13 protein-coding genes are annotated in these 24,028 nt (G+C 66.9%); 6 read left to right on the plus strand and 7 right to left on the minus strand.

Going from position 1 to position 24,028, the window contains the following annotated elements:
- The first annotated feature begins 96 nt into the window (after window positions 1-96).
- From AS594_RS21685 to AS594_RS21695, 3 genes are all read left to right on the plus strand, one after another.
- Window positions 97-1,410 carry a DUF445 domain-containing protein gene (locus tag AS594_RS21685; protein WP_240509068.1) on the plus strand — a complete coding sequence of 438 codons (1,314 nt, stop codon included), beginning with the start codon at window positions 97-99 and terminating at the stop codon, window positions 1,408-1,410.
- Between the two features lie 1,125 nt (window positions 1,411-2,535).
- Complete coding sequence (locus AS594_RS21690) at window positions 2,536-3,453, plus strand: S1 family peptidase (RefSeq protein WP_069935251.1); 918 nt, start codon at window positions 2,536-2,538, stop codon at window positions 3,451-3,453.
- A gap of 394 nt (window positions 3,454-3,847) precedes the next feature.
- A complete protein-coding gene (locus AS594_RS21695; protein ID WP_069935252.1) occupies window positions 3,848-4,837 on the plus strand; it encodes an NHL repeat-containing protein in 990 nt (329 codons plus the stop codon).
- 130 nt (window positions 4,838-4,967) lie between these two features.
- Here AS594_RS21695 and drmB read toward each other — a convergent pair whose 3' ends face one another.
- From drmB to AS594_RS21720, 5 genes are all read right to left on the minus strand, one after another.
- A complete protein-coding gene (gene drmB / locus AS594_RS21700; protein WP_069935253.1) occupies window positions 4,968-6,806 on the minus strand; it encodes a DUF1998 domain-containing protein in 1,839 nt (612 codons plus the stop codon).
- Complete coding sequence (locus AS594_RS21705) at window positions 6,803-10,027, minus strand: helicase-related protein (RefSeq protein WP_069935254.1); 3,225 nt, start codon at window positions 10,025-10,027, stop codon at window positions 6,803-6,805. Before AS594_RS21705 ends, drmB begins: the two co-directional genes overlap by 4 nt.
- Complete coding sequence (locus AS594_RS21710) at window positions 10,024-11,934, minus strand: UvrD-helicase domain-containing protein (protein WP_079148873.1); 1,911 nt, start codon at window positions 11,932-11,934, stop codon at window positions 10,024-10,026. Before AS594_RS21710 ends, AS594_RS21705 begins: the two co-directional genes overlap by 4 nt.
- The gene (locus AS594_RS21715; RefSeq protein WP_069935256.1) at window positions 11,931-16,694 is read right to left on the minus strand and encodes a sacsin N-terminal ATP-binding-like domain-containing protein; all 4,764 of its coding nucleotides are present in this window, start codon (window positions 16,692-16,694) and stop codon (window positions 11,931-11,933) included. The genes AS594_RS21710 and AS594_RS21715 overlap by 4 nt, the downstream gene beginning before the upstream one ends.
- A gap of 119 nt (window positions 16,695-16,813) precedes the next feature.
- The gene (locus AS594_RS21720) at window positions 16,814-17,140 is read right to left on the minus strand and encodes a hypothetical protein (RefSeq protein WP_069935257.1); all 327 of its coding nucleotides are present in this window, start codon (window positions 17,138-17,140) and stop codon (window positions 16,814-16,816) included.
- Between the two features lie 625 nt (window positions 17,141-17,765).
- On the opposite strand from AS594_RS21720, the gene AS594_RS21725 reads away from it, so the two are divergent.
- Genes AS594_RS21725 through AS594_RS21735 form a run of 3 tightly spaced genes read left to right on the plus strand, consistent with a single transcriptional unit; the run spans window position 17,766 to window position 21,732 of the window.
- The gene (locus AS594_RS21725) at window positions 17,766-19,874 is read left to right on the plus strand and encodes a helix-turn-helix domain-containing protein (RefSeq protein ID WP_069935258.1); all 2,109 of its coding nucleotides are present in this window, start codon (window positions 17,766-17,768) and stop codon (window positions 19,872-19,874) included.
- A gap of 47 nt (window positions 19,875-19,921) precedes the next feature.
- Window positions 19,922-20,851, plus strand: a complete 930-nt coding sequence (locus tag AS594_RS21730; RefSeq protein WP_079148874.1) for a hypothetical protein — start codon at window positions 19,922-19,924, stop codon at window positions 20,849-20,851.
- Window positions 20,848-21,732, plus strand: a complete 885-nt coding sequence (locus AS594_RS21735; RefSeq protein ID WP_107393232.1) for a DUF6339 family protein — start codon at window positions 20,848-20,850, stop codon at window positions 21,730-21,732. The genes AS594_RS21730 and AS594_RS21735 overlap by 4 nt, the downstream gene beginning before the upstream one ends.
- Here AS594_RS21735 and AS594_RS21740 read toward each other — a convergent pair.
- Window positions 21,716-22,885: a DNA cytosine methyltransferase gene (locus AS594_RS21740; protein ID WP_069935260.1), complete on the minus strand. Its 1,170-nt coding sequence runs from the start codon at window positions 22,883-22,885 to the stop codon at window positions 21,716-21,718. The two genes, AS594_RS21735 and AS594_RS21740, sit on opposite strands and share 17 nt — an antisense overlap.
- Window positions 22,886-23,008: 123 nt before the next feature.
- Entirely contained in the window at window positions 23,009-23,980 is a 972-nt protein-coding gene (locus AS594_RS21745) for a DNA cytosine methyltransferase (RefSeq protein ID WP_069935261.1), read from the minus strand.
- Window positions 23,981-24,028: the final 48 nt, after the last annotated feature.

Genomic DNA, 24,028 nt, shown 5'->3' on the forward strand with positions numbered 1-24,028 from the left:
ACGAGTAGGTCAGGTAGGGAAAATTACGTACGAGACGGGTGCGTGTGAGCCGGACGGGTGAAGTGGATGGATCGTAAGAAGACGGGAACTGACGGCATGTCCGACCAGGAGGTTTCCGGGTCTCCGGCCGCCGCCGCACCACTCCCGCCCTTCGCGTACAGCGCGGCCGACGAGGAGAAGCGCCAGGGCGTACGCCGCATGAAGGCGACGGCCACCGGGCTGCTGCTTCTGGTCGCTGTGATTTATGTCCTGGCCACCTGGGCGGAGCGGTCGGGCGTCGGGGGCTGGCCGCCGTACGTCGCGGCGGCGGCCGAGGCGGGCATGGTGGGCGCGTTGGCGGACTGGTTCGCCGTAACGGCTCTGTTCAAGCGCCCGATGGGCCTGCCCATCCCGCACACCGCGATCATTCCCACGAAGAAGGACCAGCTGGGGACGACGCTCGGGTCCTTCGTGGGCGAGAACTTCCTGTCCGGGGACGTCGTACGCACCCGTCTGCGCGCCATCGGCATCGGCGCCCGCGTCGGGAGCTGGCTGTCGGAGCCGGCCCACGCCGACCGGGTGACGGAGGAGCTGTCCACGGCTCTGCGGGGCGCGCTGACCGTTCTGCGCGATTCCGACGTGCAGGCGGTGGTCGGGGAGGCGATCACGCGGCGGGCGGACGCCGCGGAAATCGCCCCGGGGATCGGCAGGGCGCTGGAGGGCGTCGTCGCGGACGGCGCGCACGACCGCGCGGTCGACCTGATCTGCACCCGCGCCTATGCCTGGCTGGTGCACCACGCGGACGCGGTGATGGAGGCGATCGAGGGCGGGGCGCCGGGCTGGACGCCGCGCTTCGTCGACCGGAAGGTCGGCGACCGCGTCTACAAGGAGCTGCTGCGTTTCATCTCCGAGATGCGCGACGAGCCGGACCACCCGGCGCGCGGCGCGATCGACCGCTTCCTGACGGACTTCGCGACCGACCTCCAGTCGGACGAGGACACGCGGGCGAGGGTGGAGCGGCTGAAGTCGGAGATTCTGGGACGGGGCGAGGTGCAGGACGTGATCGCCTCGGCCTGGGCGTCCGTACGCACCATGATCATTTCTGCGGCGGAGGACGAGCAGAGCGAACTGCGCCTGCGGGTACGGGCATCGCTGCTCTCCCTGGGCCGGCGGCTGGCGACGGACCAGCGGTTGCAGGAGAAGCTGGACGGCTGGCTGGAGGGCGCCGCGGTGTACGTGGTGACGACGTACCGGACCGAGATCACTTCGCTGATCAGCGACACCGTGGCGGGCTGGGACGCGGAGCACACGTCCAAGAAGATCGAGGCGCACATCGGACGGGACCTCCAGTTCATCCGGATCAACGGCACGGTGGTGGGGGCGCTGGCGGGGCTGCTGATCTACACGGTGTCGCACGCGGTGGGCGGGTAGCGGCGGCTGAGCGCTGAGCGCTGAGCGCTGAGCGCTGAGCGCTGGGGGCGGAGGGCTGAGCTGGGGGCTGAGCGCGGGCGCGGTCGGCGGCTGGGGGAGCGGGGCCCGTGGGGAGGCGCTAGGGGCGGTGGGGTGCTGCCGTGGTGGGTGCGGCCGTGGGGGGTGCCCGCCGTGGGGGTGCTGTTGCAATGGCGGCGTCCGCCCGGCGCGCTGTTGCCACGGTGGCGAATGCGCTGGGCGCGTGACCGCCTGTCGCCGGTCACGCGCCCAGCCTGTGGGGGAGTTGCTGAGTAGTACGCGGGGGATGCGCGGGCTGTTCAACGGCGCCCTGTTTTTGTTCCGGCGGCTTGGTCCGGCGCGCGGGTGAAGACCCCTGAAGCAGCGCCACTGGTCAGAACCGGACAGTCGTCATCGGTGTACGAACAGTAGGGATCGCCGCATAACGCTGTGCGCCGCGCGCTGCGGCGCTCGTGGCGCCGGGTGGCGCGACGGCCCCGCGGCTGAGGGGCCGGCGGTCGAGGGGCGGGGCGGAGGTGATGCCAGAGGCGCCGGAGGCACCGAGTACCTGACGGGACGTATGTGCAATAGCCACGACCGCCGAGGCGTGCGGAGCCGGGCACGTGCCCGGCGGGGCGGGGCGGCGAGCGGGACGGCCCGGCCGTGCCCGCGCACGGGCGGTCGGGCGCCGGGGCGGCCGGTGAGCAGCGGAGTCGCCGTACGGTCCGCGCACCGTCGGCGTACCGCGTCCCGGCCGCCGACCGCCCGAGCCACGGCGGCGCGGCGACCCGACCTCCTGACCCTCCGGTCAGTTGACGGGTAATCAGCAAACACCTGCGCTGCGTAGTGCCCTGCCGGGAGGGGCGTTCGCCGGCCCGGCCGCGCGGCGGGGATTCGCGGGCGGCGGGAGCGGTCGTCACCGGCCCCGCCGGGCCGGCGCGGAACACCCGCTGGTGGATGCGCGTAGAGCGGCTGAAAGGCGCCCTTGTTGAAGAGTCAACCGGACCCCAGGATTCCTACCACGCCGCTTGTCAGGCCCATGACCGCTACGGATGGTCGGGGGCCGCAGCGGCGTACTGACGGGCCCGCCCACCCAGCGGGCCCCTGGGATCCCCACCGGAGGATGTAGTGAACTTCAAGCGCCTCTCCCCCCTCGGCGGCGTCGCGAGACGTGCACGGCTGATCGCCGTCGCATCGACTCTGCTGACCGTCTCCGCGCTTGCCACCCCGATCGCCTCGGCCGAATCCGGCGACGGCGCTCGGGCGACCACCGCCCAGCTCGCCAAGACCGGCGACGCGGTGCTCGGCGCGGACGTGGCCGGTACCGCGTGGTACACGGACACGGCGTCCGGCAAGCTCGTCGTCACGGCGGACACCACCGTCTCGGCCGCCGAGATAGCCAAGATCAAGAAGGCGGCCGGCGCACAGGCCGACGCCCTGGAGATCAAGCGCACGCCCGGTACGTTCAGCAAGCTCATCGCGGGCGGCCAGGCCATCTACAGCGGCAGCGGCCGCTGCTCGCTCGGCTTCAACGTGCGCAGCGGCACGACGTACTACGCCCTCACCGCCGGCCACTGCACCGAGGGCGCGGGCACCTGGTACACCAACTCCGGCAGGACGACGGTGCTCGGCTCCACCGCCGGGTCCAGCTTCCCGAACAACGACTACGGCCTCATCCGCCACTCCAGCTCCTCCGCCGCCGACGGCCGGGTCTACCTCTACAACGGCTCGTACCGCGACATCACCGGCGCGGGCAACGCCTCCGTCGGCCAGGCGGTCCAGCGCAGCGGCAGCACCACCGGCCTGCGCGGCGGCACCGTCACCGGCCTCAACGCGACCGTCAACTACGGCGGGGGCGACATCGTCTACGGCCTCATCCAGACCAACGTCTGCGCCGAGCCCGGTGACAGCGGCGGCGCCATGTTCGCTGGCAGCACGGCGCTCGGCCTGACCTCGGGCGGCAGCGGCAACTGCTCGTCCGGCGGCACGACGTTCTTCCAGCCGGTACCCGAGGCGCTGAACGCGTACGGGGTGAGCATCTTCTAGCCCCCACGCCACCAAGGCCGGCGGACCCCTTCACGGAGGTCCGCCGGCTTCTGCGTACCGGCACCCGACGAGCAGCCCGGGCCCCGGGGCGCCCGTCCGCTCTCTGTCCCCGGCCGCGCCCCGCCGACGGCCGCCCCCGGCGCACGCCCTTCCGCGCCCGCGCCCGCCCATCCGCCCGCCTGCTTGCCCCCTTGCCCGCTTGCCCGGCAACCGCGTGAGGGCGGTGGTGCGGACCGCCGCCGGGGTCCTCCCACCCGCTCGCAGCAGCATGTCGGCCACGCGGGCGATCTCCTGCCCCCGCCCCGGATCGGCGCGCGAGATGTGACATCCCGTCATGTTCTTCTGGGCACCGACCCGTGTCCCTCGCGCCCAGCGCACAGCCCGGAGGAGCCCCATGCCCCGCTTCCCACGCCTGGCCGGCATCGCCACCGCCGCCGTCGCCCTCGCGGCGCTCGCGGCGGCTCCCACCTCCGCCAAGGAGCCGACGCTGACCGACCCGCGCGTCGTCGAGCACTTCGACTTCGCCGCAGGCCAGACGCCGGAGAGCATCGCGCTCGAACCCGACGGCTCGGCCAACGTGACGTTCGCCCTCGCCCGCCAGGTCGCCCGTCTCTCCCCGCACCACGAGCCGCGCGTCATCGCCGAGCTCCCGGCTGTGGCGGGACAGAACACCCCGATCACCGAGACCGCGGTCGCCACGGGCCTCGTGCGGGCGCACGACGGCACGCTGTACGTCAACTACGCCACCGGAACCAAGCTGACCGGCATCTGGCGCATCAGCCCCAAGAGCCACCACGTCAAGCAGATCGCATGCCTGCCGAAGAACGGCTTCCCCAACGGCCTCGCGCTCGACGAGCACCACGGCGTGCTGTACTCCGCCGACTCGGTGCGCGGCACCGTATGGCGCGTCCCGGCAAAGGGCGCCCAGGGCCACGACTGCCTCAAGCCGAAGGCGTGGGCCACGGGCAGCAAGCTGGAGCGTTCCGCACCGCCGACCGGGTTCGTCGGCGCCAACGGCCTCAAGGTGCGGCACGGCGCCGTGTGGGTGACCAACTCCGACAAGGGGCTGCTGCTGCGCATCCCGGTGAAGAAGAACGGGTCCGCGGGCAAGATCCAGACCAGGGCGACCGGCCTGACCAACGTCGACGACTTCGCTTTCACCGGCCGTGACGACACGATCCTGGCCGCCCTGTTCACCGACAACAAGGTGGCCCTGGTACGGCCCAACGGCACCCACCGGGTCGTACTCACGGCGAAGGACGGCCTGTCGAACCCCAGCGCAGTGGCGGTACAGGGCAAGACGGTCTACGTAACGAGCCCCGCCTTCTTCACGATGCAGGACCCGAACCTCCTCCTGGCCACCCTGAACAAGCACCACCGCTGACCGACCTCTGCCACATCGCGGCCCGACCGGACCGGCGCCCAGAGCCGGCCCGGCCGGGCCATGTCTTGCGTGCCGCCGTGTCCACGGCGGGCCGCCCGCTTCTCACTGGGTCAATCAGCGGAGGGAACAGTCACCGCCCAAGAACCCCGCTGAAGAAACCTGTGGACGGATCCTCCGGGGTGCCGATCAACAGGGCCCGGTCCAGGAGGCCGTTGTTCTGCTCGCAACTGGTCTCGGGTAGCAGGACGCATGCGTGACATGCCGCGAGGTTCGTGCTCCCCGCGCCACTCGCCTCGGACTCGATGCAGAGCGGGTCCGCCGAGCACCACTCCGAACGGTGCATTGCGGACCGCAGAGCCTTGGCCAGACGTTCGGGGGCACCCTGGGCGACCACCCCGCCAAGGCTGCCCGCCGAGTCGCTTGTCGCGGTGTATATGAGCACCCCGGCCATGGAGTCGTCGGCATACAGGCGCTCCCGCAGGGACGCTGCCGGATATCCGCCGTCAAGACTCCACTCGTTTATGAGCACATGCGCCAAAGTGTGCAGCAACACCATGCGCGGAGTGGCCGGCGACTCGGGAACTGCCTTGGGGTCGGTCGCACGCTCGCGGAGCCGGCGCAGATGATTGCTGTGTATCCGCTCGACCCGCGCGGCGACCGCGGCACTCCGGGCCCAGGAGTCGATCCTTGCCTCGTCGAGCCTGAGGAAGACGCCCTCGCCCTGCACCTCCATGGCGGGGAGCCAGTCGAGGTGGGTGAGTGACAGCTGGGCTTCGTGCACGTCCGCATTGGTGTCCGGTGTGTCCACCCGGGAGAAAGCCTTGAGCGCCCGGACCTCGCGCAGTCGCTTGACCAGCATAGGGCGATCCAACCCGTACGGGAGGAGCGCAGTGGCGGCGGACGTCGGGGGCTCGCAGATGAACTGTTCTTCCCGGTTCTGATCGCGTTCGAGGTTGCCGACGCTCAAGCGCTCGTACTCCTGCTTGCGCAGTGCGAGGTAGGCGCTGTCCCGCACCTGCTCCTGGTCGGCCCCGGTGTCCCCATGCTTTTCGGCTTCCAACAGGGCCATGACCGTGTCGATGGAAATTTCGGGGCCCTTTTCCCGGACCGCCCGAATTTTCAAATACAGTTCTATTTCTGCCCGACTGAGCCCGCGGAGAATGTCCCACTCCTCCGCGAGGCGGGCCGCCGTACCGTCACTGTAGGGCGGAATCGAAAGAGCGGACTTGACGATCGGTTGCCACGCCACGGACGAACCGCGCTGGAGTGTGCGTGGAACTTCGGAGCAGGATTCGGCGGGGGCGTCCTTCAGCCAGGGCCGCTTGCCTTCACAGCGAACCTGTAGGTTCGACAGGGCGCTCCGTCGGAAGGCCCCCTCCATGGAAACCTCGGGAATGCCGCAGGTGCACGAGATTACGATGGAGCGCAGAGATGCCGTCTTTCCGCTGGTGCGCAGACGCATTGCACCACCGCATCGCCCGGACTCGCCCTCCTGCCGGTTGTTTCGGTGTGCCCATTTCCAGTAGGGGAAGTCGTCGATGTGGCCCTTGGCGCAGGCCGTCACGAATCGGGACGGTACGAGTTCCTCCAGGCAGTCACCGCATTCGTTTTTTCCGGGTGGGGAGTTGAAGCCGCGAACGGGCCGCAGGGCGTTGCAGACCGCGCACGAGTGCCACAGCGGAAAGCGTCGGACCCGTACGCCGTCTTTGCTCGTGTCGTCGGACGCAGGGGGCAGCCGGAAGAACTTCACGCCAAGGATGCGAGCCAATCGGTGTTCGTGGATCACTGGAGCCTCGCCGATGTTCCACGAGTCGGTTCCGGAGACAATGAACGACTCGGTGTCGACGGCGATGAGCGAGCCGACACCGTAGGTAGTGATCATCTGAGACCGGCGTACCGAACCGCGTCGTGGAAGGCTGCGCTCGGGCATTCCGCCGCTGCGACGCCGCCGGGACGGGGGAGGGGTCATCGGGATGCCTCCATGAAGAGAGCGGACTCGGCGTCGACGTCACGCAGGCTCCAGAGAGTGGCCCAGGCGTCAGCGCTCGACTCGTCGTCGAAGGAACTCAGGAGGGAAGGAATCTTGCTGCCCCGCTTGGGTTCGTAGAGGAGGCCACCGTGTGCTTCGGCCTCGTCCGACCACCACTTGACGAATTCGTCGAAGGCCGCAGAGGTCGCCTCGTGTTCGTACTTGTCGATGCCGGCGACACGGCTGAGGAGTACGGGTTTGATGATCTGGTGGAGCTGGTCGTGAAACTCGTCGATCCGGCCTGCGCCGTTGTTGGGGCGGGCGGCCGGAATCAGAATGCGGGCGAGGGCGACGACGACGGCGTGCAGGCCGCGCTCCCGTGATCGCTCCGAGAAGGGAGTGACACTTGTGGACTCGACCTCTCGGTAGAGCGCCGAGTGGAAGTGAAGGAAATTCTCGTAATGTGAACGGTCTCTCGAACGAGCGGAATTGAGCATGACGGCGACCAGGCCCGGATGGCTTCGCCCGACTCGACTTGTCGCCTGAATGTACTCGGCGGTGGTCTGGGGCTGACCCATGACTGCCATCAGTCCCAGTCGGTCCACATCGACCCCGACGGAGATCATGTTGGTGGCCAGCAGAACGTCCACTGTCTCCTCGTGGGGGAACTTGCGCTCGATCTGCTTGAGACGGGTAGGGATCTCACTGGAGTTGGCCCGGCTCGTCAGCTCCGTCTGCTCCCGGAGTACGCGCTTCGGGACTTCGTCCCGCTCGGCCAGGTACTCCAAATACGCCTCGACGTCGTCGTGCACCTGGAGTTCGGCCGCAGCCAACAGCCGCAGGCTGTTGAAGTAGCCGACGAGCGTCCAGTAGGCGTCGCGTACCTCCTGTGACGCGTCGCAGCGCATTGCCTGGTGCAGGAGGTTCGAGTACGTACGGATGAGCAGCGTCGACTGACTGGTACTCGGCGTCAGCAGTCCGATGTACTGGCGGCTCGCCTTCTTCTCACGGGGAGTCTCCACGGCGAACCACGAGTCGCGGGAGTCGAGGCCCGCCGGAGGAAACTGCGACACCTCCCTGGCGAACAATGCCGTGCCCTGCTGTGAGGCACGCCGGATCGTCGCGGTCGACGCGATTACCTTGGGCCGGTCGGCCAGAAAATCCACCGCGGTCTCGTACAGACCCGTGAGAGTGCCGAGCGGGCCGGAGATGAGATGGAGCTCGTCCTGGACAATCAACTCGGGCGGTGGGGTGCCGTCCGAGCGGTCCCGGTTGAAGAGCGCGGCGGTCTGCTCGCGCCACGGCATGGAGGCGAACTTGTCGACCGTGGCGATCACGAGGGTCGGTCGGGCGTCGTAGACGGACTCGTCGATCAGGTGAACGGGCAATCCGTCGTGGAAGTCGCAGGAGACATCGGGGCAGCGGACGTGCATGCGCCGGGCTTCCTCGTCCACCTCGTACTGATGGGCGTCGAGGTTGGTGCCACACCAGGGGCAGGCATGGAGTTGGACCGGGTTCTTCTCCTGGAGGGACTTTTCCTTGCGCAGCTCGGTAAGGCTTTCCTTCGCAACGGCGAGGGTGTTGGGAGTAGCGGACTGGCCCACCCACATGCCGATGGAGATCGGCTCGGTGCCCAGCTCCCGCTGGTCGGCGAGGCGCATCCGTTCCATGGCGCACATCAGGACGGCGGCGCGCTCGAACTGCTGAAGGGTGAGCAGCCGAAGGGTGTAACGCATGAGAACGGTGACGCCGGCGCCCTGTGCCTTGTGACGCATGCGGCGCAGGAAGGTGGTGAAGGCAATCAGTCCGAGGTACGCCTCCGTCTTGCCGCCTCCTGTCGGGAACCAGAGCAGATCGGCGACACTGCGGTCCGAGTGCGCGGGGTCGACGATCCCTTCGAGGCAGAGCAGCATGAAGGAGATCTGGAAAGGCCTCCAGCGGCCGTTGTTCAGATCGAGGGGCTTCGTGCGCCCGTCCTTCACCCAAGAACTCCGAGCCCGCTGCTGAGCCATGGCCTGATTGGCCAGCTGAAACGCGCGCATGGCGTCGGGCTGGGCCGTCAGTACAGCGATACCGCGGCGCATGCGCTCCAGCGCCGTGGTGCACTGCCTGATCTGCTCCAGAGCGGGTGCCCCGTAGGGGGTTCCTGCGAGTCCCGCGGCCTCGTCCCGCTTGCGGCCGATCCATTCTTGATATCCGGCGACCAACCGGTTGAGCGCTGCCAGCACATCTGCCGGTTCTCGCGTGGCGAGACCGTGCATGGTGAGTGCCGAGTCGTCGATGTCGGGGTTGGAGTCCGTCAGCAGCACCTCGTGGGTGGGTACGAACTCCGTTCTGACCTCCGAGATCGCGGCGCGGGCGGTGTTCGGTGCGCCGATCGGCGGCGGAAACCAGTCCCAGTCCGCCGCGCATCCGTGGCCCACGGCGAAGGTCGGGGCATGGCGATGGAGCAGCCTGGAGGCCGCCTGTTCCTCGTCGACAGGCCCCGAAACCGCAGGTCGCTCGGCGAAGGCACGGACGCCGGCCGACGCGTGCACGGTGAGGCGGGGTTGGAAGAGGCAGAATGCGTCCTGCAACTCACGTTCGCTGATGCGCATGTTGTTGATCAGAGTGACCGTGACGGTGACTGTCCCGCTCGGCACGGAGGGCAGGCGTACGAGGGCGCGAAGTTCCACGCCTTCGGCGAGGGATTCCGACGGCCGCATTCCGGGTCGCGTCACGTCGATCGTGACCGGCGGCAGCGTCAGCGGGCGCCGGCGCCATTGTTCGGCCTGCTCGGAGGTGCTCCTGATTTCGGCACGCTTGGCCGCGACACGCCTCCCTGCCCCGTCCACCGGGTCGTAGACCGCTGCCTCCGTGGTGACGACAACAGTGGAGGAGACCTCCGGGTCGACTGCGAAGGTCAGCCCCATCGAGGAGGGCCGACGGTCGTTGGCAAGCGAGACCCCCACATCCGGTGCCGTGTCGTCGACGTCCTTCCGTTTCAGCACGGGGGCGTCGTCCAGCCCGTCGTTCTCCGCGTTCTCGGAGGCGAGCTCCTCCTCCGCGGATGTGCTCGCGGGCCGAGGGAACAGAACGCCGATCGGATACGTCGTTATCGGTGGGTCGTGCTTCAGAACTTCGTCCACGGCACCGGGGCCGAGCAGATCTCGCCGGAGCTGCGCGACGAGCCCGTCGCGCACCGCGTAGTGGGCCGCGTGTTTGTTGTCGCCGTCCCTCATGAACCGCACCCCTCCTGGGAGTTCTTGCCCCGCCTGTACCGGCCGAGTCCCGACATTCGGGCAACGACCCAGACTCCGTGGTCACCGAGACCCGCGCGGGCACTCGAAGCCTTGCTTCCCGCGACGCTCTCCAGCGTGTCCACCCTGAACCCCGCCACTTCCACGGGCCACCTGATGTCCCAGCTTTTGCTGATCTTCAAAGACGCGTAGAGGGCCTGACGAAAGCCCTCCGACACCACACCCACAGGCCGGGCGTCGTGAAAAACGGTATAGGGAGGGCTCTGGTCGGCAGCCAACGGCATCTCGTGCTGGAGCCGCAGGGTGAGTTCGTCCCCGGGGTGGACCGACGAGATCAGATAGTCCTGGAGGGACGACGCCTCCTGCTCGAACCCGTCCGTCCCGGGTGGGTGCTCACGGGAGATGTCCTGCCCGATCGCCTCGATACCATCACGGACGTACGACTCCCATCCACCGACGTACCAGCGGTTGATGGTGCGGTCGCGTCGAATCTGTGCCGTCCGGGGGGCGGGGATTCGGAACAGGTCCTCCCGGGGCCGCGTCATCGCCACGTACAGCGCGCGCGCCTCGGCCGCCGGGTCCACGTGGGTGTGCTGCTTGCGCAACTCGGAGACAGTCGGCGGCTCGACAACGATGACCCGGTCGAATTCGAGACCCTTGGCACGATGGACCGTCGACACCACCAGCGGCGAAGACTCCACGACCGTCAATTCGTCCGGGAAGCGCCCCTCCGCGACGAGCCGTCGTACAGCGGCGACGTCCAGCATTCCACGCGGCGCCCGTGCGGCGCCGCGCAACGACCGCCACAGTCGAGTCGGATCAGTGGAGGGCGGCAGCCCCACCCCGGAGAGGATCTCGTGGAACCGGTCCTCGTTCAGAGTGGACGAGCCCGTACGGCGAAGTACTTCGGCCACCCAGGCGGGGACGGGACGGTCCTGGAGGGACCGCTGCATACGGTGGTGCACGCCCTGTCGGAACAGGGACTCGGACAGAGCCAGTGCCTGACGGTTGTCCCGACAGAGGATCGCGCAACTTCCGGTGAAGTCTCGGAGGGAGCCGACCGTGAACGGATCGTCGAGGTCGCCGAAGCCCGGGCAGCGGAGGAGGCGTTCCCTGAGCTCCCGGTGGACAGCCTCACCTGCGGTGTCGGAGCCCGCCGTGTCGGCGGACAACCGTTGCAGCGTGGGCCCCAGGGACAGCGCGGTCCGTGCCTCCTCCGTCTTGGCTCGAAAGTTCGACGGCAGGTGCAGCTCCACGAGATCGTCCGCGTAGGAGTTGCGGAGCCAGTCGAAGAAATAGTTGGTCTCGGCTGCCCGTGCATCGGGGTCGGAGACCTGGAATCCGAAGATCGCCTGGGCACCGTCTCCCACCACCGTGAACCCACAGCTGTACTGGAAGTGGTCCAACAGTGTCTCCACCATGTCCCTGCGATCACCGACAAGGTCCTGAACCTCGTCGATCATCACGTGGGCGGGTGCGCCGATCTCACTGCTTTCGACAGCACCTCGGACGATGGCTCCGGTGGCTTCACGGATGCGTTCGTCGAAGGAGTATCGGCTCCACGGCTCATCCGGGTAGGCGCTGGTGAGAAGCGCGTAAGCCCAGGAGTCGAAGGTCTGGGTTCGGACGCGCCGGGCTTGCTCGGCGTGCGCGGCGATTCGCTCCCCCAGCTCACGGACCGCCGCTCGGGAGAAGCTGAGGACAAGGATCTCGCCGGCCTCCAGCCCTTCCTCCTCGTCGGCCATGAGCGCGTCCAGTCTGCGCACCAGAGTGTGGGTCTTTCCGGCTCCTGCTCCGGCCGTCACGAGGAGGCGGGCGTCCCATGGCTGTTCCACGACGGCACGCTGTTCCGGAGTCAGAGGAGGGCTGTCGGCGTACAGGGTGGTCACTTGGCGCCCCACAGGTGCTCGAACTGGGTGAAGGCCAAAGCCTTTCCGTAGTTGGTGATGTTGTCCCGGACATTCAGGATGAGGCAACTGTCCTTGCCGCCGTTGCGCGGACCGCGCAGACCGCGGCCGATCATCTGCTGGTAGACGTTCGGGCTGTAGGTGGGCCGCGCCACCACGACGGCGCGGGTGGCGGGCGCGTCGAATCCTTGAGTCAGTACACCGTAATTGGTGAGCACCCGCGTCTGTTGGCGGCGAAAGGAGTCGATACGACGACGGCGCTCGCTGGTGGACGTCGCCGAATCGACGGCGGCGGCCGTGATGCCACGGTCGTTGAGCTTCGCGGACAGGAACTTGGCATGGCTCACAGAAGTGGCGAAAACCAGCACTGGCCAGTCCGAGGGCATGGCGGCGATTTCGTCGATGATGCGTCGATTGCGGTCGTGATCGTCCGCCAGGCGCTGCTCGGCGGCCTTCGACAGGACGCTGAGTTGGTCGGCGCGCTGCCTCTCGTCACTCGTCAACTCGATGGTGCCGCCGGTCAGCTCCCTGTGCGCGACATGCGCCAACATGCCCAGCTGTTGCAACTCGGCATAGGGCTCCCCCGAGAAGATTCCGTCGTCGAGGCGTCGGCTGCCGAACCGCTGGACGAGTCGGCGAGTCTCCTCGACGTTGGTGTTGCGGAACGGGGTCGCCGTCAGTCCGAGCAGGTGCCGATCAGTGCGCGAGTGCATGAGTCCAAGGTGGCTCAGGATTTCTGTGTACTGCGGCGCAATGGCGGTATGTGCTTCGTCCACGATGACCAGAGAGGCGGAGCGCAGCCACGCGTAGGCGTCCGTGCCCAGGGACACCCGAAGCTTGGCATCCGTGGCGACCACGAGGTGCGGTCGGTCGCTCACCGGGCCGGCCTCATTCGTCGTCCACAGGCGGCTGATGGCGAGCGGGCTCTCGGCGCCCACCTTCTGCCAGACGAAACTCCAACTCTGCACCGCCTGCTCGCACAGCTCCTCCGACTGCGCGATCCACAGAATCGGGCCGTCGAGCTGTCCGTCCTGCTTCACCCATCGGATGACGGCTTCGGCAGCCACACGGGTCTTACCCGCTCCCGTGGGCAGGGAGAGCATGCCGCGCTGCGGGGTGACCCGATCCAACATCGCGAAGACGTTGGTTGCCAGACGCTCCTGGTAATCGTGCAGGCGAGGGAATTCGGACGGTCCGGCGACGTCGATCCGTGGCTCCAGTGACGGGGCGCGGACACCTGCGAAGGAGTCCGGGAATCCCAGATCGGCCACGAATTTCACCGCGGCGGTGGCGCCGCTGAAAGACGACGGAGCGTGACTGGGATACGCTGCCGCGAGATCCCGCACGTGGACCTGCAACACGCCGTCGCCATGGGCGTTGTATGCCATCTGCGCCACGCGGGAGGCCGAGGGCTCGGCATCTCCCAGGTCGGCACGCTCGCTCTCCAACAGACCGGCGGGAAGTCCCGCGCGCAGGGCGTCGGCGCCCAGAAGGAGCTCGAGCTTCTCCACGACAGTCCCCGCCTCGCGCACCATGCGGAGAGCGTCCTGCAACTGCCGGTCCTCCTCCTGACGACGCTGTGCGTCCAACACGGCACGGCAGCCAGACGCCCCGAGGCCCCAGCGAAGCTCCTTGTCCGCTGCCATCAGGGCGTCCAGCGGAGACTCCGGCTCCAGCACAAGTACGGTCGTGCCCTGAAGAGCGCTGGACAGCGGGGTCACTCTCGTCCCATTGGGAGTGCGCAGAACCTCTTCGAGCTCCGAACAGGCCAAGAGGCCGTAGTTGTTGATCAGGGTGCTGCTGAGTCGCTGACGCAGTGCGGGAAACGCGTCCCGCATGGGCGTCGGTTCGCCCGGCGCCACATGTCGGGTCTCCTTGCTGATGACATCCGTGTAGCGCAGCATTCCCCACGTCTTGACCATCAGTTCCGCGTCTTCTGGGCTGCCGGCCAGCAGAGCGGGCAGCTGCTCCGCGCGGAGCGCCTGATACTCCCCGCCGGAGGCGGCGACCGCGATCTCGCCGTCCTCACGCGTGTCCCAGTGGGTCCCGACACGGCACCGGGTGAGGGAGTCCTCGGGGAAGGGAACTTCCAGACGGGTCAACATCACGTAGGTACGGCCGACGAAGGTGTCGTCCTCGCTCTCGAGGAGCTGCGCCAGCAGCTGGTCCCATTGCCGCTCGGGGACCTCGTCCACCGTGACGGGCAGATGGAGTTTGCGGGCCTTCTCCGGGCTGATGTCCGCGACCGGAAGCACGTCGCTGTACCCGCGGAGCTGAGGCCCCACCGCGTCTGCGAGTGGCACGACGCCCTTCGCGGTGGAGACCCGACCGTGCCGACGCAGCATCCAGCGAATCGGTGAGGCCACCGCGGCGCGCGTTGCCGACTGGGCCCCGAATTGGCGGGTCCAGGTGTCGATCACGCTGTCGTCCGACAGTGCCTTGACGAAGGCCGCCTTCCCTTCGTCCGAGAGCTTGAGAAGGAGATGAAGAGGACCGCCGACCGCCGCGCCTTCGAGCTTGAGGCGATGCTGCTGAGGCCTGGTCGCGTTGCTCGGGAGAGTCCTGCAGTACCCCTCGTAGACCGCGGTCCGGTAATCCTCGAACCACGACTCGCCTTCCGGACGGTGGCCTCCGGTGGGTCGGTCGCGCAACCCGAACTCTCGGAACACCACGGTGTCGTCGGAATGGAAGGTCATGTCCACAGCGATGCTCTTGTCCCGTGAACCGTCACCGGGCACGACCGGGCCCGGGAGCATGCAGTCCTTCATCCGGTGGAAGCTCCGGTCCACGGTACGAACGAACAGTGTCTCCATGGGGGCGGCGACACGAGTCCGGACCTCTGCCGTCACATGACTGCCACCGGCACTGTGGAAGAGTTCCCAGAAACGGGTCCAGTCCTGCGGGGAGTAGTTGTCGAAGCCCTGGTCGAGGACTCCGACGAACCTTCCGCGGGCGTCGGCCTCCCGGATCCCGATCTCGCTGAGCGAGCTTGCCAGGGACAGGTCTTCGGACAGCCTTTCGTCGACGTACACCAGGTCGTCCTTGAGCCCGTCCTGCACGGTGCGGCGGAAGACCCTGCCGGCGACGGGGGCGACCATTCCGTGCGATTCGGTGAGGACGATCTTCGCTGTGCGGGCCTCGGCCGCGAAGGGGGACGCCGTCCTGATCATCGCTGCAAGGATGCGGATTGCGACTGCCGAACCGTCCGCGCCGCTGTCGGAAACGAGAGCCTCCAGCCACTCACGCACCGACGCCCGCTGCCGTTTCGCGGCCTTGAGGATGTGCTCCACCTTGCCGGAACGGATCTCTGCCGCCTCGACGGAGGGATGGACCCAGTCGGAGGGCCGGCCCGGGCAGGCGTTCCACATTTGTAGCCACTCGAACCTGAGCTTTCCCTGGCCGCCCTGGTCCGGGTGCAACTTCAACTCGTGAGGCACCCTCAGATCCCCGTCCTGGTCCGGGAGGGACGGACGCTGAGCTGCCATCTGCCAAATCTGTTCGGTCAGATACTGATCGGCCCAGTTCAGCGTCTCGGATTCCTTGGTGCGACCTGGGAGCAGTGGCAGATACGCACCGGGGTCCTCTAACGGGGCCAGGTGGGGAAGTGAGTCGACCACGAGTCGGGCCGCGACCTGGATGATCTCCTGGTTGAACGGGCTGGCATCGAGGAGATTCTGGCGATCCTCGTTCGTTTTCCAGGCGCCGTTGAGTGCTCCGCTCAGGGTCATGGGGTACTTGGTGGGGAAGAACGACCAGAATTCACCGCGGCCCCTCGGGGCGTTGAGCACGTTCTCGCCGGTGTACTCCGGGACAGCCCATGAGATGTCGATCGTTCCGCGGTCGTGCATCTCGCCGGCGCTGTCACGTGCGGTCCTACTGGGGCGGTGCGCCTCCGTGAAGACCTTCCACCGGCTCTGCGCGGGACGGTGCCCGGTCCGCTGCTCCTCGATGGTGTGGTGGAAACCATCGTGCTTCACGGTGATCTCTCGGCGTACGGGAGGCATCGGTCGGCGATCTTCCAGGACCACCTTGCCCACGTGGTGGGAGAAGAGCTGGAAGCGTGCCGGGAACTCGCGCCGTTCACTGTCCTTGGCCTGGTGCATGTCGCGCCCCAACCGGTCGGCGGCACCGGTGATCAGGGGCAGGCGCACCACCGTGGTTGCCCAGTCGAGGAGTTGGTCGAGAACGGCGTCGGCGGCCCTCTCGTGATCGGCGTCGAGGGGCCGTGCCATGCGAAGTACGGGTGTCTCGCGGTTGCCGTCCGTAGCCAGCCCACTGGCCCCGATGATTTCGCGATGCGCCCAATCACGATCGAATCCGAAACTTCCGGAAGTGCTGAAGAATTGAGGGGCATCAGTTACGGCAAGGACTGATTTGATGCCCACGCCGAAGCGCCCGATCTGTCCTCCCCGTTTCTTCGATACACTCATGCGCAGAATTGTCTCCGCGCCTTCCGCGGAAACCTCCGTTCCCTCGTTCGCGCAATAAAGATGCGTATCCGTCAGGACGACATGTACTGTCCCTCCTGGATCATTCGCGATCTCGTCGGCCGCATTTTGTACGAGCTCGAACAATTGGCGGTCCCCATATCCGCCCTGAGTGATCCGGCGCTCGCCATTTGCATGTTCCTGGACGAGTCCCGGATCGACGCGGTATGTCTCCAAAACGCGTGCCGACTGCTCGACGATCTTCTTGATCACAGGCGAAATTTTTTCGATGTCCGCCGGATCGGAGTAGCTCACGAGGTTTCCGTTCTATGGCTGCTGACAAGGCGCTGGAGAAACCGGAGCGCCGGCCACGGTCTGGCCGTGGCCGGCAACTTGCTCAAAACGATAGCCGGGACGTCCGACAGTGTGTCGGGCTAAGACAGCTCGACCACGATGTGCACCGTGACGACCACGGTGACGCGCGAGCGGCGGCGGCGGTTCCGCGCATGGCCGGGCGGGCGTACCGGAGTGGGGCGGCTGCGTCGCCCCCGACGACCCCGGTCGGCCCGGAAACCGGGACGCGCAGTGGGGTTGGCCGCGAGAGCGCGATCAGCTGCGGCGATGAGCTGTCGGTATCGCCTGACGACGGCGAACGTCGTGCCGGTCTGTTGGAGGAATTCCGACCGCAGGTACGGGTCCTCGCACGATTCGTACTGAGTGACGAATCGGCGCATTTCTTCCAGCTCGAAATCGTCGGACATGGCGGCCCTGCTCTCTGTCGGAAACATTCGCTCGGATAAGTGCATGGTGGCTCTGTTCTCGGAAGTGCATGCACCTGTATCCAGGAGCATGTTTCTTGGATGACAGGTGGGGCTGTCGCCAAAAGGACCGTAAAGGAAAGGAGGGTGCCCCGCAAGGTGATTGAAGAACTCTCGTGCGGCAGCGAGCCGTCTTCGCGCTCCGCAATTCCTGGCACTCGGAAAGCCGGAGCCCGACAAGGCGCGTCGAGTTGACCCACGCGGCGAGGAAGGCAAACGGTAGAGCAAGGAATGCTCGCTGAGCAAGTCCCTGGAAATTTCGGTATGGCGCCCCTCGCGAAATCGGGAGAAAAGCGGACTTCGTGAATCCTCCGGGGACGACTAAGCGGAGGCGGTTCTTCCATTCTGAGAAATGGAAGAACCGCCTCCAGTTGTCACGAGGGGTGAAGCCGCCTTCGAGTGAGGACAAAATGAGCCATGGCGGATATTTCTGACTAATGCTCCGGCGTAGATTCCAGACGCATCCCGAGGTGGTGTCAATTCCTGTTTAACAGAGCCTCCTATGTCAAATGCCCTGTTATGGTTGGGCAGCTTTGTGGTGCCGGTATCGGCTGAGGGGTGGTCAGAAGTGGACGACGGAGAAGACTTTGGGCCTTGGCTCGCGCGTCAACTGCGACGCCTGGGCATCAGCCAGGCCGAACTTGCCGAGCGAGTGGGCCTGACGCGTGCTGCCGTCTCGGCCTGGATCACAGGTCGCGCGGTACCTCGCGACGAGACGATGCGCGCCATCGCGGCCGCCATCGGGACCGACCCCGGGACGATCCACACCCGTACGACCGACGCTGTCTCGACCCGGCCGATCTCCTGGTACCACCGCCCGGCGTACGCCGACGGTGGGCGGGATTTCGGAAATGCCGCCGCCTTCGCCTTCGAGGCCGATGTGGAGGTCCTTGCGCGCGAGGCGACGCAGAACAGCTTGGACGAGCGGCTCGATCGCACGAAGCCGGTCCGAGTCCGTTACACCTTGCACGAGTTGACCGGCGAGGCCCTCGCCGGATTCCGTGAGGCCATTGGTTGGGGCGAACTCTGTCCCCACTACGAAACCGCGGCCGCTCAGGAGCAGAAGGTCGGAAGGGTCATCGCCGAAGGTCTGAAAGAGATGAATGAGCGCGATCGGCTCATTCTCCTTAGGGTTGACGACTACAACGCCTCGGGCCTCACGGGAGACGACTATGAGGACGGCCGGTTCGCCGCGGTTGTCCGCCGCCAGCTCGACAGCCGGAAGTCCGACGACAGCGCCGGTGGCTCTTACGGGTTGGGGAAGGCCACTCTGTGGGCGACCAGCCGTCTCGGCATGGTACTGATCAATTCGACTCTGTCGGTGCCGCACGAAGGGCGCACCCAGCGACGGCTCATCGGCCGGTTGGATCTGCCGTGGCGAGTGGTGGACGGTGTGGCGTGTGCGGGGCCCGCCTGGCTCGGAGAGCCGGACACTGAACCCGGTAGCGAGGACGTTGCCCGTTCCTGGTGGGCGGACGAGGAAACCGTCGCCCAGCTTCACCTCACCCGTGAGAACGCGGAACCCGGCACCTCGTTCTTGATTGTCGGCGCCCACGACGTCGCCGGCACGTTCAACGACGCGGCCGGTGAGGACGACGGTGCGGACGAACAGACGGTGCAGTCCATGCACGAGAAGTTGGTGACTGCGCTTGCCAACAACTTCTGGGCCGCGATGACCGCAGGAAGCAAGGTGCCTCCTCTGCTGGAGGCGTCGGTGCGGACCTTGCGCAATGGTCAGGTGGTGGTCAAGGAACAGCGTGTGGATCCGCAGCTGACGCAACCGTCGCGGACCAGGGCCCTGAAGGCGTACTTCGACGGCACCACGGTCGAGCGGCTCACCGACGCCGGACAGGTGGCAATGGCCCGCGTGCCTCTCAAGGTGCCGGAGCTCGGCGGCAAACGGGGAACGGTCGAGCACCAAGCCGTCCTGTTGGTCACGGCAGCCGAGGACGGCGACGGAAAACCCAATCAACTGGTGAGCATGCGCGGCAGTCGTATGACAGTGAAGGCAGCCAGAGTGCCCGACCTCTCGCTCGGTACGAACCCGTTCCAGGCGGTGCTCCTGGCCGGCCATGCGGCGGGCGATGACGCGGAGAGCGCCGACCGGGCCGAAGCCTTCCTGAGGGCATCAGAGCCTCCTGAGCACAACAAATGGGGTCAGACCGAGGAACTCTGGGCCAGCTACTCGCCGACGGCTTACCGGCGCATCTCCGCGTTCACCAAAGCGGCCAACACAGTTGTCAGGGAACTCGTGGGGCGCCGTAAGGAGCAGAATCAGGAGGGCCCCAAGGCGCTGCGCGACTTGCTGCGACTCGACGGCGGTTCCAGCGGGGGTGCCAGGGCCACCGGCTTTCCGACCATTCGAGACCTCGACGCCGAAGTCGACTCGTTCGGAGCCTGGCAGGTGAAGGCCGAGGTCAAGTTGCCCGTGCGCCCGGACCCGTGGGTGATGAGTCCGGCAGCCAGGTTCGACGTCCGCTCCGGCGGCAGGCCTTCTGTCAAGTGGTCCGAGATCGTCGCACTCGAGAACTGCCACGTCGTGGACGGTGCGCTGCATTTCGAAGCGGGCGCGCGGACGGCCACGTTCGCCGGAACAACAGACGTGTCCACTCACCCGGTACGAGCCGATCTGGCAGGACTGATCGTGGAACTGCAGAAGGCAAGGGGCGCTGTCTGATGAGGGTCTTTCCGTACAGGACGCTGGCCGGCGAGGTGACCTTCCGCGTGACCGCTGTGAGGCAGGACCGGACGGACCTGGAGACCTCGGTCTTCTCGAGCCAGGAGCGTGTGGTCGCTCTGCACCAGGTCGAGCGGTCCGACTGGGAGTCTTCGCGGCTGAGCATCACGGCCACGCTGCCCGAGAAGGAGCTGTCCTCCGGGCCTTGGAGCGACGTGACGGTCATGGCCGTACTCACGGAGAAGTCGACCAACTCCCGTACTACCACGCTGCTGGAACGGGAATCGACGGGCAGCTCGACGTGGGCGGGACAGCTCCGCTTCTGGAGGTCCGCGTATCGCAGTCAGGCCGAGCTCGCTGTGATCGTCGTCGCGACCGTCGACGGGGTGCGAGGACGCGTCGTCGGTCGGTCCGACGACAATTGGCTGGTCGATCTCACGGCTCGGACCCCGGTCCGACGACAGGAACTACAGGTTGAAGAGGTCGATTTCCGCGACGGACCGCACGAGTGGCTCCGACCGTACAAGGATGCCCCGTGGATGATCGAGACGTCGGGGGACATCCCGACGGTTCACTTGAACACTGGTTTCGAGGGCATCGCGGAGCTGCTCAACTCCAACGGGAGTTCGATGGAGAAGGCCGTCCGGGACATGCTCGCGGCGCAGATCGCGACCGACGTCTGGACTGCCGTGTTCCACTCCGCGGTCAGTGACCTCGAGGTGGATGCCGAAGGAAATCCGCAGTGGCCGGGCGGCTGGCGGGACGCGGTGCTGCGAGGAATGCTTTCCGACGTACTGCCCGAGCAGTCCGGAGCGGACGCGTTGCGGGAAATTCATGCTCGGCGCAGTGAATCCTCGGGTTGGAACGAACTCCAGCCGCGCATCAACTACGCAGCCACGCGCCGGGCCAAGGTGGCCAGACACCTCGGCACGGCCGTCAGAGTCCTCGAAACGTCCCAGAAGGGGAGCAAGGCGTGACCGACAAGCCCGAGCACATGCCGGATCGCCTGGCGCTGCTGTCCGACACGAATGCTGCGAAGAGCTTGAGCACGGGCGTGTTGGCCAGCAGGGAGAACCCCCCGTACATCGCGTTGAGCAAGAACTCCGAACCGCTCCGGGGTGCGGGCGCTCGTCTGGACGTTGAGCCGCTGCGGGACCTGATCGACGACGTCATGCACCTGTACCGCGACGATGCCCGAACGAAGGCGGACGCGTGGCTGGCTCCACGACTGCACGCCGCTCTCCGCCTGACTCGCAGGGAAGCGGCCGACGCGAGGTTGTGGAACTTCGTCTCCCTGTCCGTCGCTCCCGACTACGTCGTGTGGCGTCACCTTCCCGCCACGGGCAAGAACGGCTTTCCTCCCATGGTCGCCGCGGAACGCTTCCGGGGTGCTCACTACACGCAGGCGTTCTCACGACTTTGGTGGGCCGCCGAGCTGTTCCGTGACGGAGCGGACTACCGTCCGGTGCAGGTGGCGTGCGGCAATCAAGACGTCCTGAACACCGTACTGAGACTCGACATCATCGATCACCGCCCCACGGCCCAGGCGCTGATACGGCTCGTGGAAAAGGGCACGGCGAGGACGGGGCGCGAGGTGAATGCCCTGTCCGCAGTCGCCAATACGGCCGCGAGCACGCTGATGTACGACGTCTTCGCGGCGGACGACGCGTGGGACGGCAGCATTTTGGAGGAGTGGATCCGAGAGGGCGATTCGGCTCCTCCTGTGTCCCGCAGATTGCTGCCGGACGGGCCCGACGACGGGCCGGTACCCGAGAAGGCGGTGGACACCCTTGTCCGTTACTTCGAGGAGCTCTTCGTGGATGCCAACGTCCGAGGAAGGCTCACGGACGAGAGCTGACCAGCTCCGATTCCGCGGGGGCAGGTGCCGGCACACGGCCTGGGGTGCTTACGTGCCCGGGCCGTGCCGAGGGACTCGCGGAGGCTTCCAGCGAGGCGATCGCGGCGTCGAGCTTCTCCTCGCCAAGGTCGAGGGCTGCGGCCAGGACGTGGACGGCGAGGCGGGGCGGAATGGCGTTGCCGATCTGCTGAGCGATCCCGCGACCCGACCACTTGTGGTCGGCCGGGAAGGTCTGCAAAAGCCCTGCTTCCGCATTGGTGAAACGGGACTCCGTGCCGTCGGCCGCCACGACTCGGTTGCGGGAGATCTTCCCGGTGACTGTGGCGGACGGCTCGTCGGACGTGCGTCGTCCCCGAACCTTGGGGTCGCCGCCCGTACCGTAGTTGGAGATGACCTCGAACGATTGCGGCCATTTGAGGACGTCGTTCATCGTCACCCAAGGCTGCAATCCCCCCTCCGTAGTCGGACGTGCCACGCCCTTCCTGTACGGGTGGTGCGTCGGCCTGGGCAACGTGGCCCGGACACTGTTGGCTCGGTCCTTGCCTTGGTAACGGGCGATGAGAATGGCGCGCCGGCGAGTCTGCGGCACCCCGTATTCCTCGGTGCGGAGTATGCCGTGCGTCACCGAGTAACCCTCGGCGTCGAGAGCTTCACCCACCACTTCCCACACGGGCAGTACCGCGGGGACCTGCTCCAGCACAATGGCCTCGTAAGGACGCTGCTCCACATCAATTGCGTCGAGTGCCCACCGCAATGGTTCGAGCACCAGGCCCGTTCGCTCGTCGTCCAGGTTCTTGATGTGCTCGCCGACGTCCTCGCGAGCGGCCATCCGCTTGGCCAGGCCGAGCACCTCTTCGAGGGCTCGGCGTCCGGCGCCGGCGCCGGCGACGGTGTACGTCTGGCAAGGCGGCCCACCTGCGAGGACATTGGCGGACGGAAAGTCCCCGGGGCCGTAGTCGCGGACATCACCTTGTTTTGTGGGCAGGTTCGCCGCCGTGCGCGTCGCGCATGCGTCCGCATCCCATTCGATGCCGGTCACCAGCGTCAGGCCCAACTGTCGTGCCGCCACGTCCAGCCCGCCCGGCCCGGCGAAGAGATCAACGATCTCAATTTCTTTGGCGGCAGAGGGCTCGGGCGAGGCGGGGGCGGTCATGGGAGTGAAGTGTAGCCGGCGTACGCGGGCCCCACACCCACAGGCGGTGAGGCGGCCGCCTGGACAGCGAATGCCCTGGTCGGCACTGCGCGGACCCTCGACGAGGGAGAGCCCGCACAAGCCTCAGGCGCCCAGCGCGGCGGCGATGGCTCGCCCGAGGGCCTCAGCGACGGGGGGCGGGGAAGCGTGTCCGATCTGTCGGTATTGCTTAGTTTTTCTGCCCGCGAATATCCAGTCGTCGGGGAAGGATTGCAGGATGGCGGTCTGCGCCACCGTGATCTTCTTCAGATCGGAGCCTGACGTGTCGGACTCCTGGGTGCCGTCCGGCCCGGGCACCTCGTCACTCAGGGCTCCGCCGTTGATACCCATGCGAGCCCACGCTTTCTTGGTTCCGGTCAACCCCAGGTCCGCTCCGCCGCGATTGTCCGAGCCGCCCACCAGGGTGGGCGCGACGCGGTCGGCCTGTATCGCCCAGGCGTCGGCACCTCTCCAGCCCCGTTGCGACATGGAGGCGAGCAGGGCCTCGCCCACTGTCACGTGGTTGGAACAGGTCGGTGCCGGCTGGTCGAAGGCATGGAAGAAGCGGTCTTTCATGGCTACGAGTACGCCATGCTTCCGGTCCTGGGGGACGCCGAAATCAGCGGCATTGAGGATGAACCAGTGGAATTTGTAGCCGAGGTGCTGGAGCTCCTTCCGGATGAAGTCCCGCACTGCGGTGAACTCCGGGCCGTCAACGAGTCCGGGCACGTTCTCGATGAGCAGAGCCCGTGGCTGCACGGCGTGTGCCAGAAGAACAGTGGCTTCCAGTAGCCGCAGCTCTATGCCCGTTTCCACTCGATTCGCAGTGGCCGAGGAGGTCACCCGAGGCAGACCTGCGGAGAGCAGGTCTACGTCGTAGCTCTCTTGATGTTCCGCCGGATCGAAGTCCAGGAGGTCCATCTCGAGTACGTTCCATGTCGATCTGTTACGACGCAACGTCTCGCAGGCGACGGGTTTGTTGTCCAGCAGCAGCACCGGATCGAAGCCGGCGCGCTCCAGGCCGAGAGCCAGCCCGCCTGCCCCTGAGCACACGTCGACCGATCTGAATCTCTCCATGAGAGCCCCCAGTCTCATCAAGATCAATATTGGTGTCGACGACGATAG

It is taken from the genome of Streptomyces agglomeratus (assembly GCF_001746415.1).
Taxonomy (GTDB): Bacteria; Actinomycetota; Actinomycetes; order Streptomycetales; family Streptomycetaceae; genus Streptomyces; species Streptomyces agglomeratus.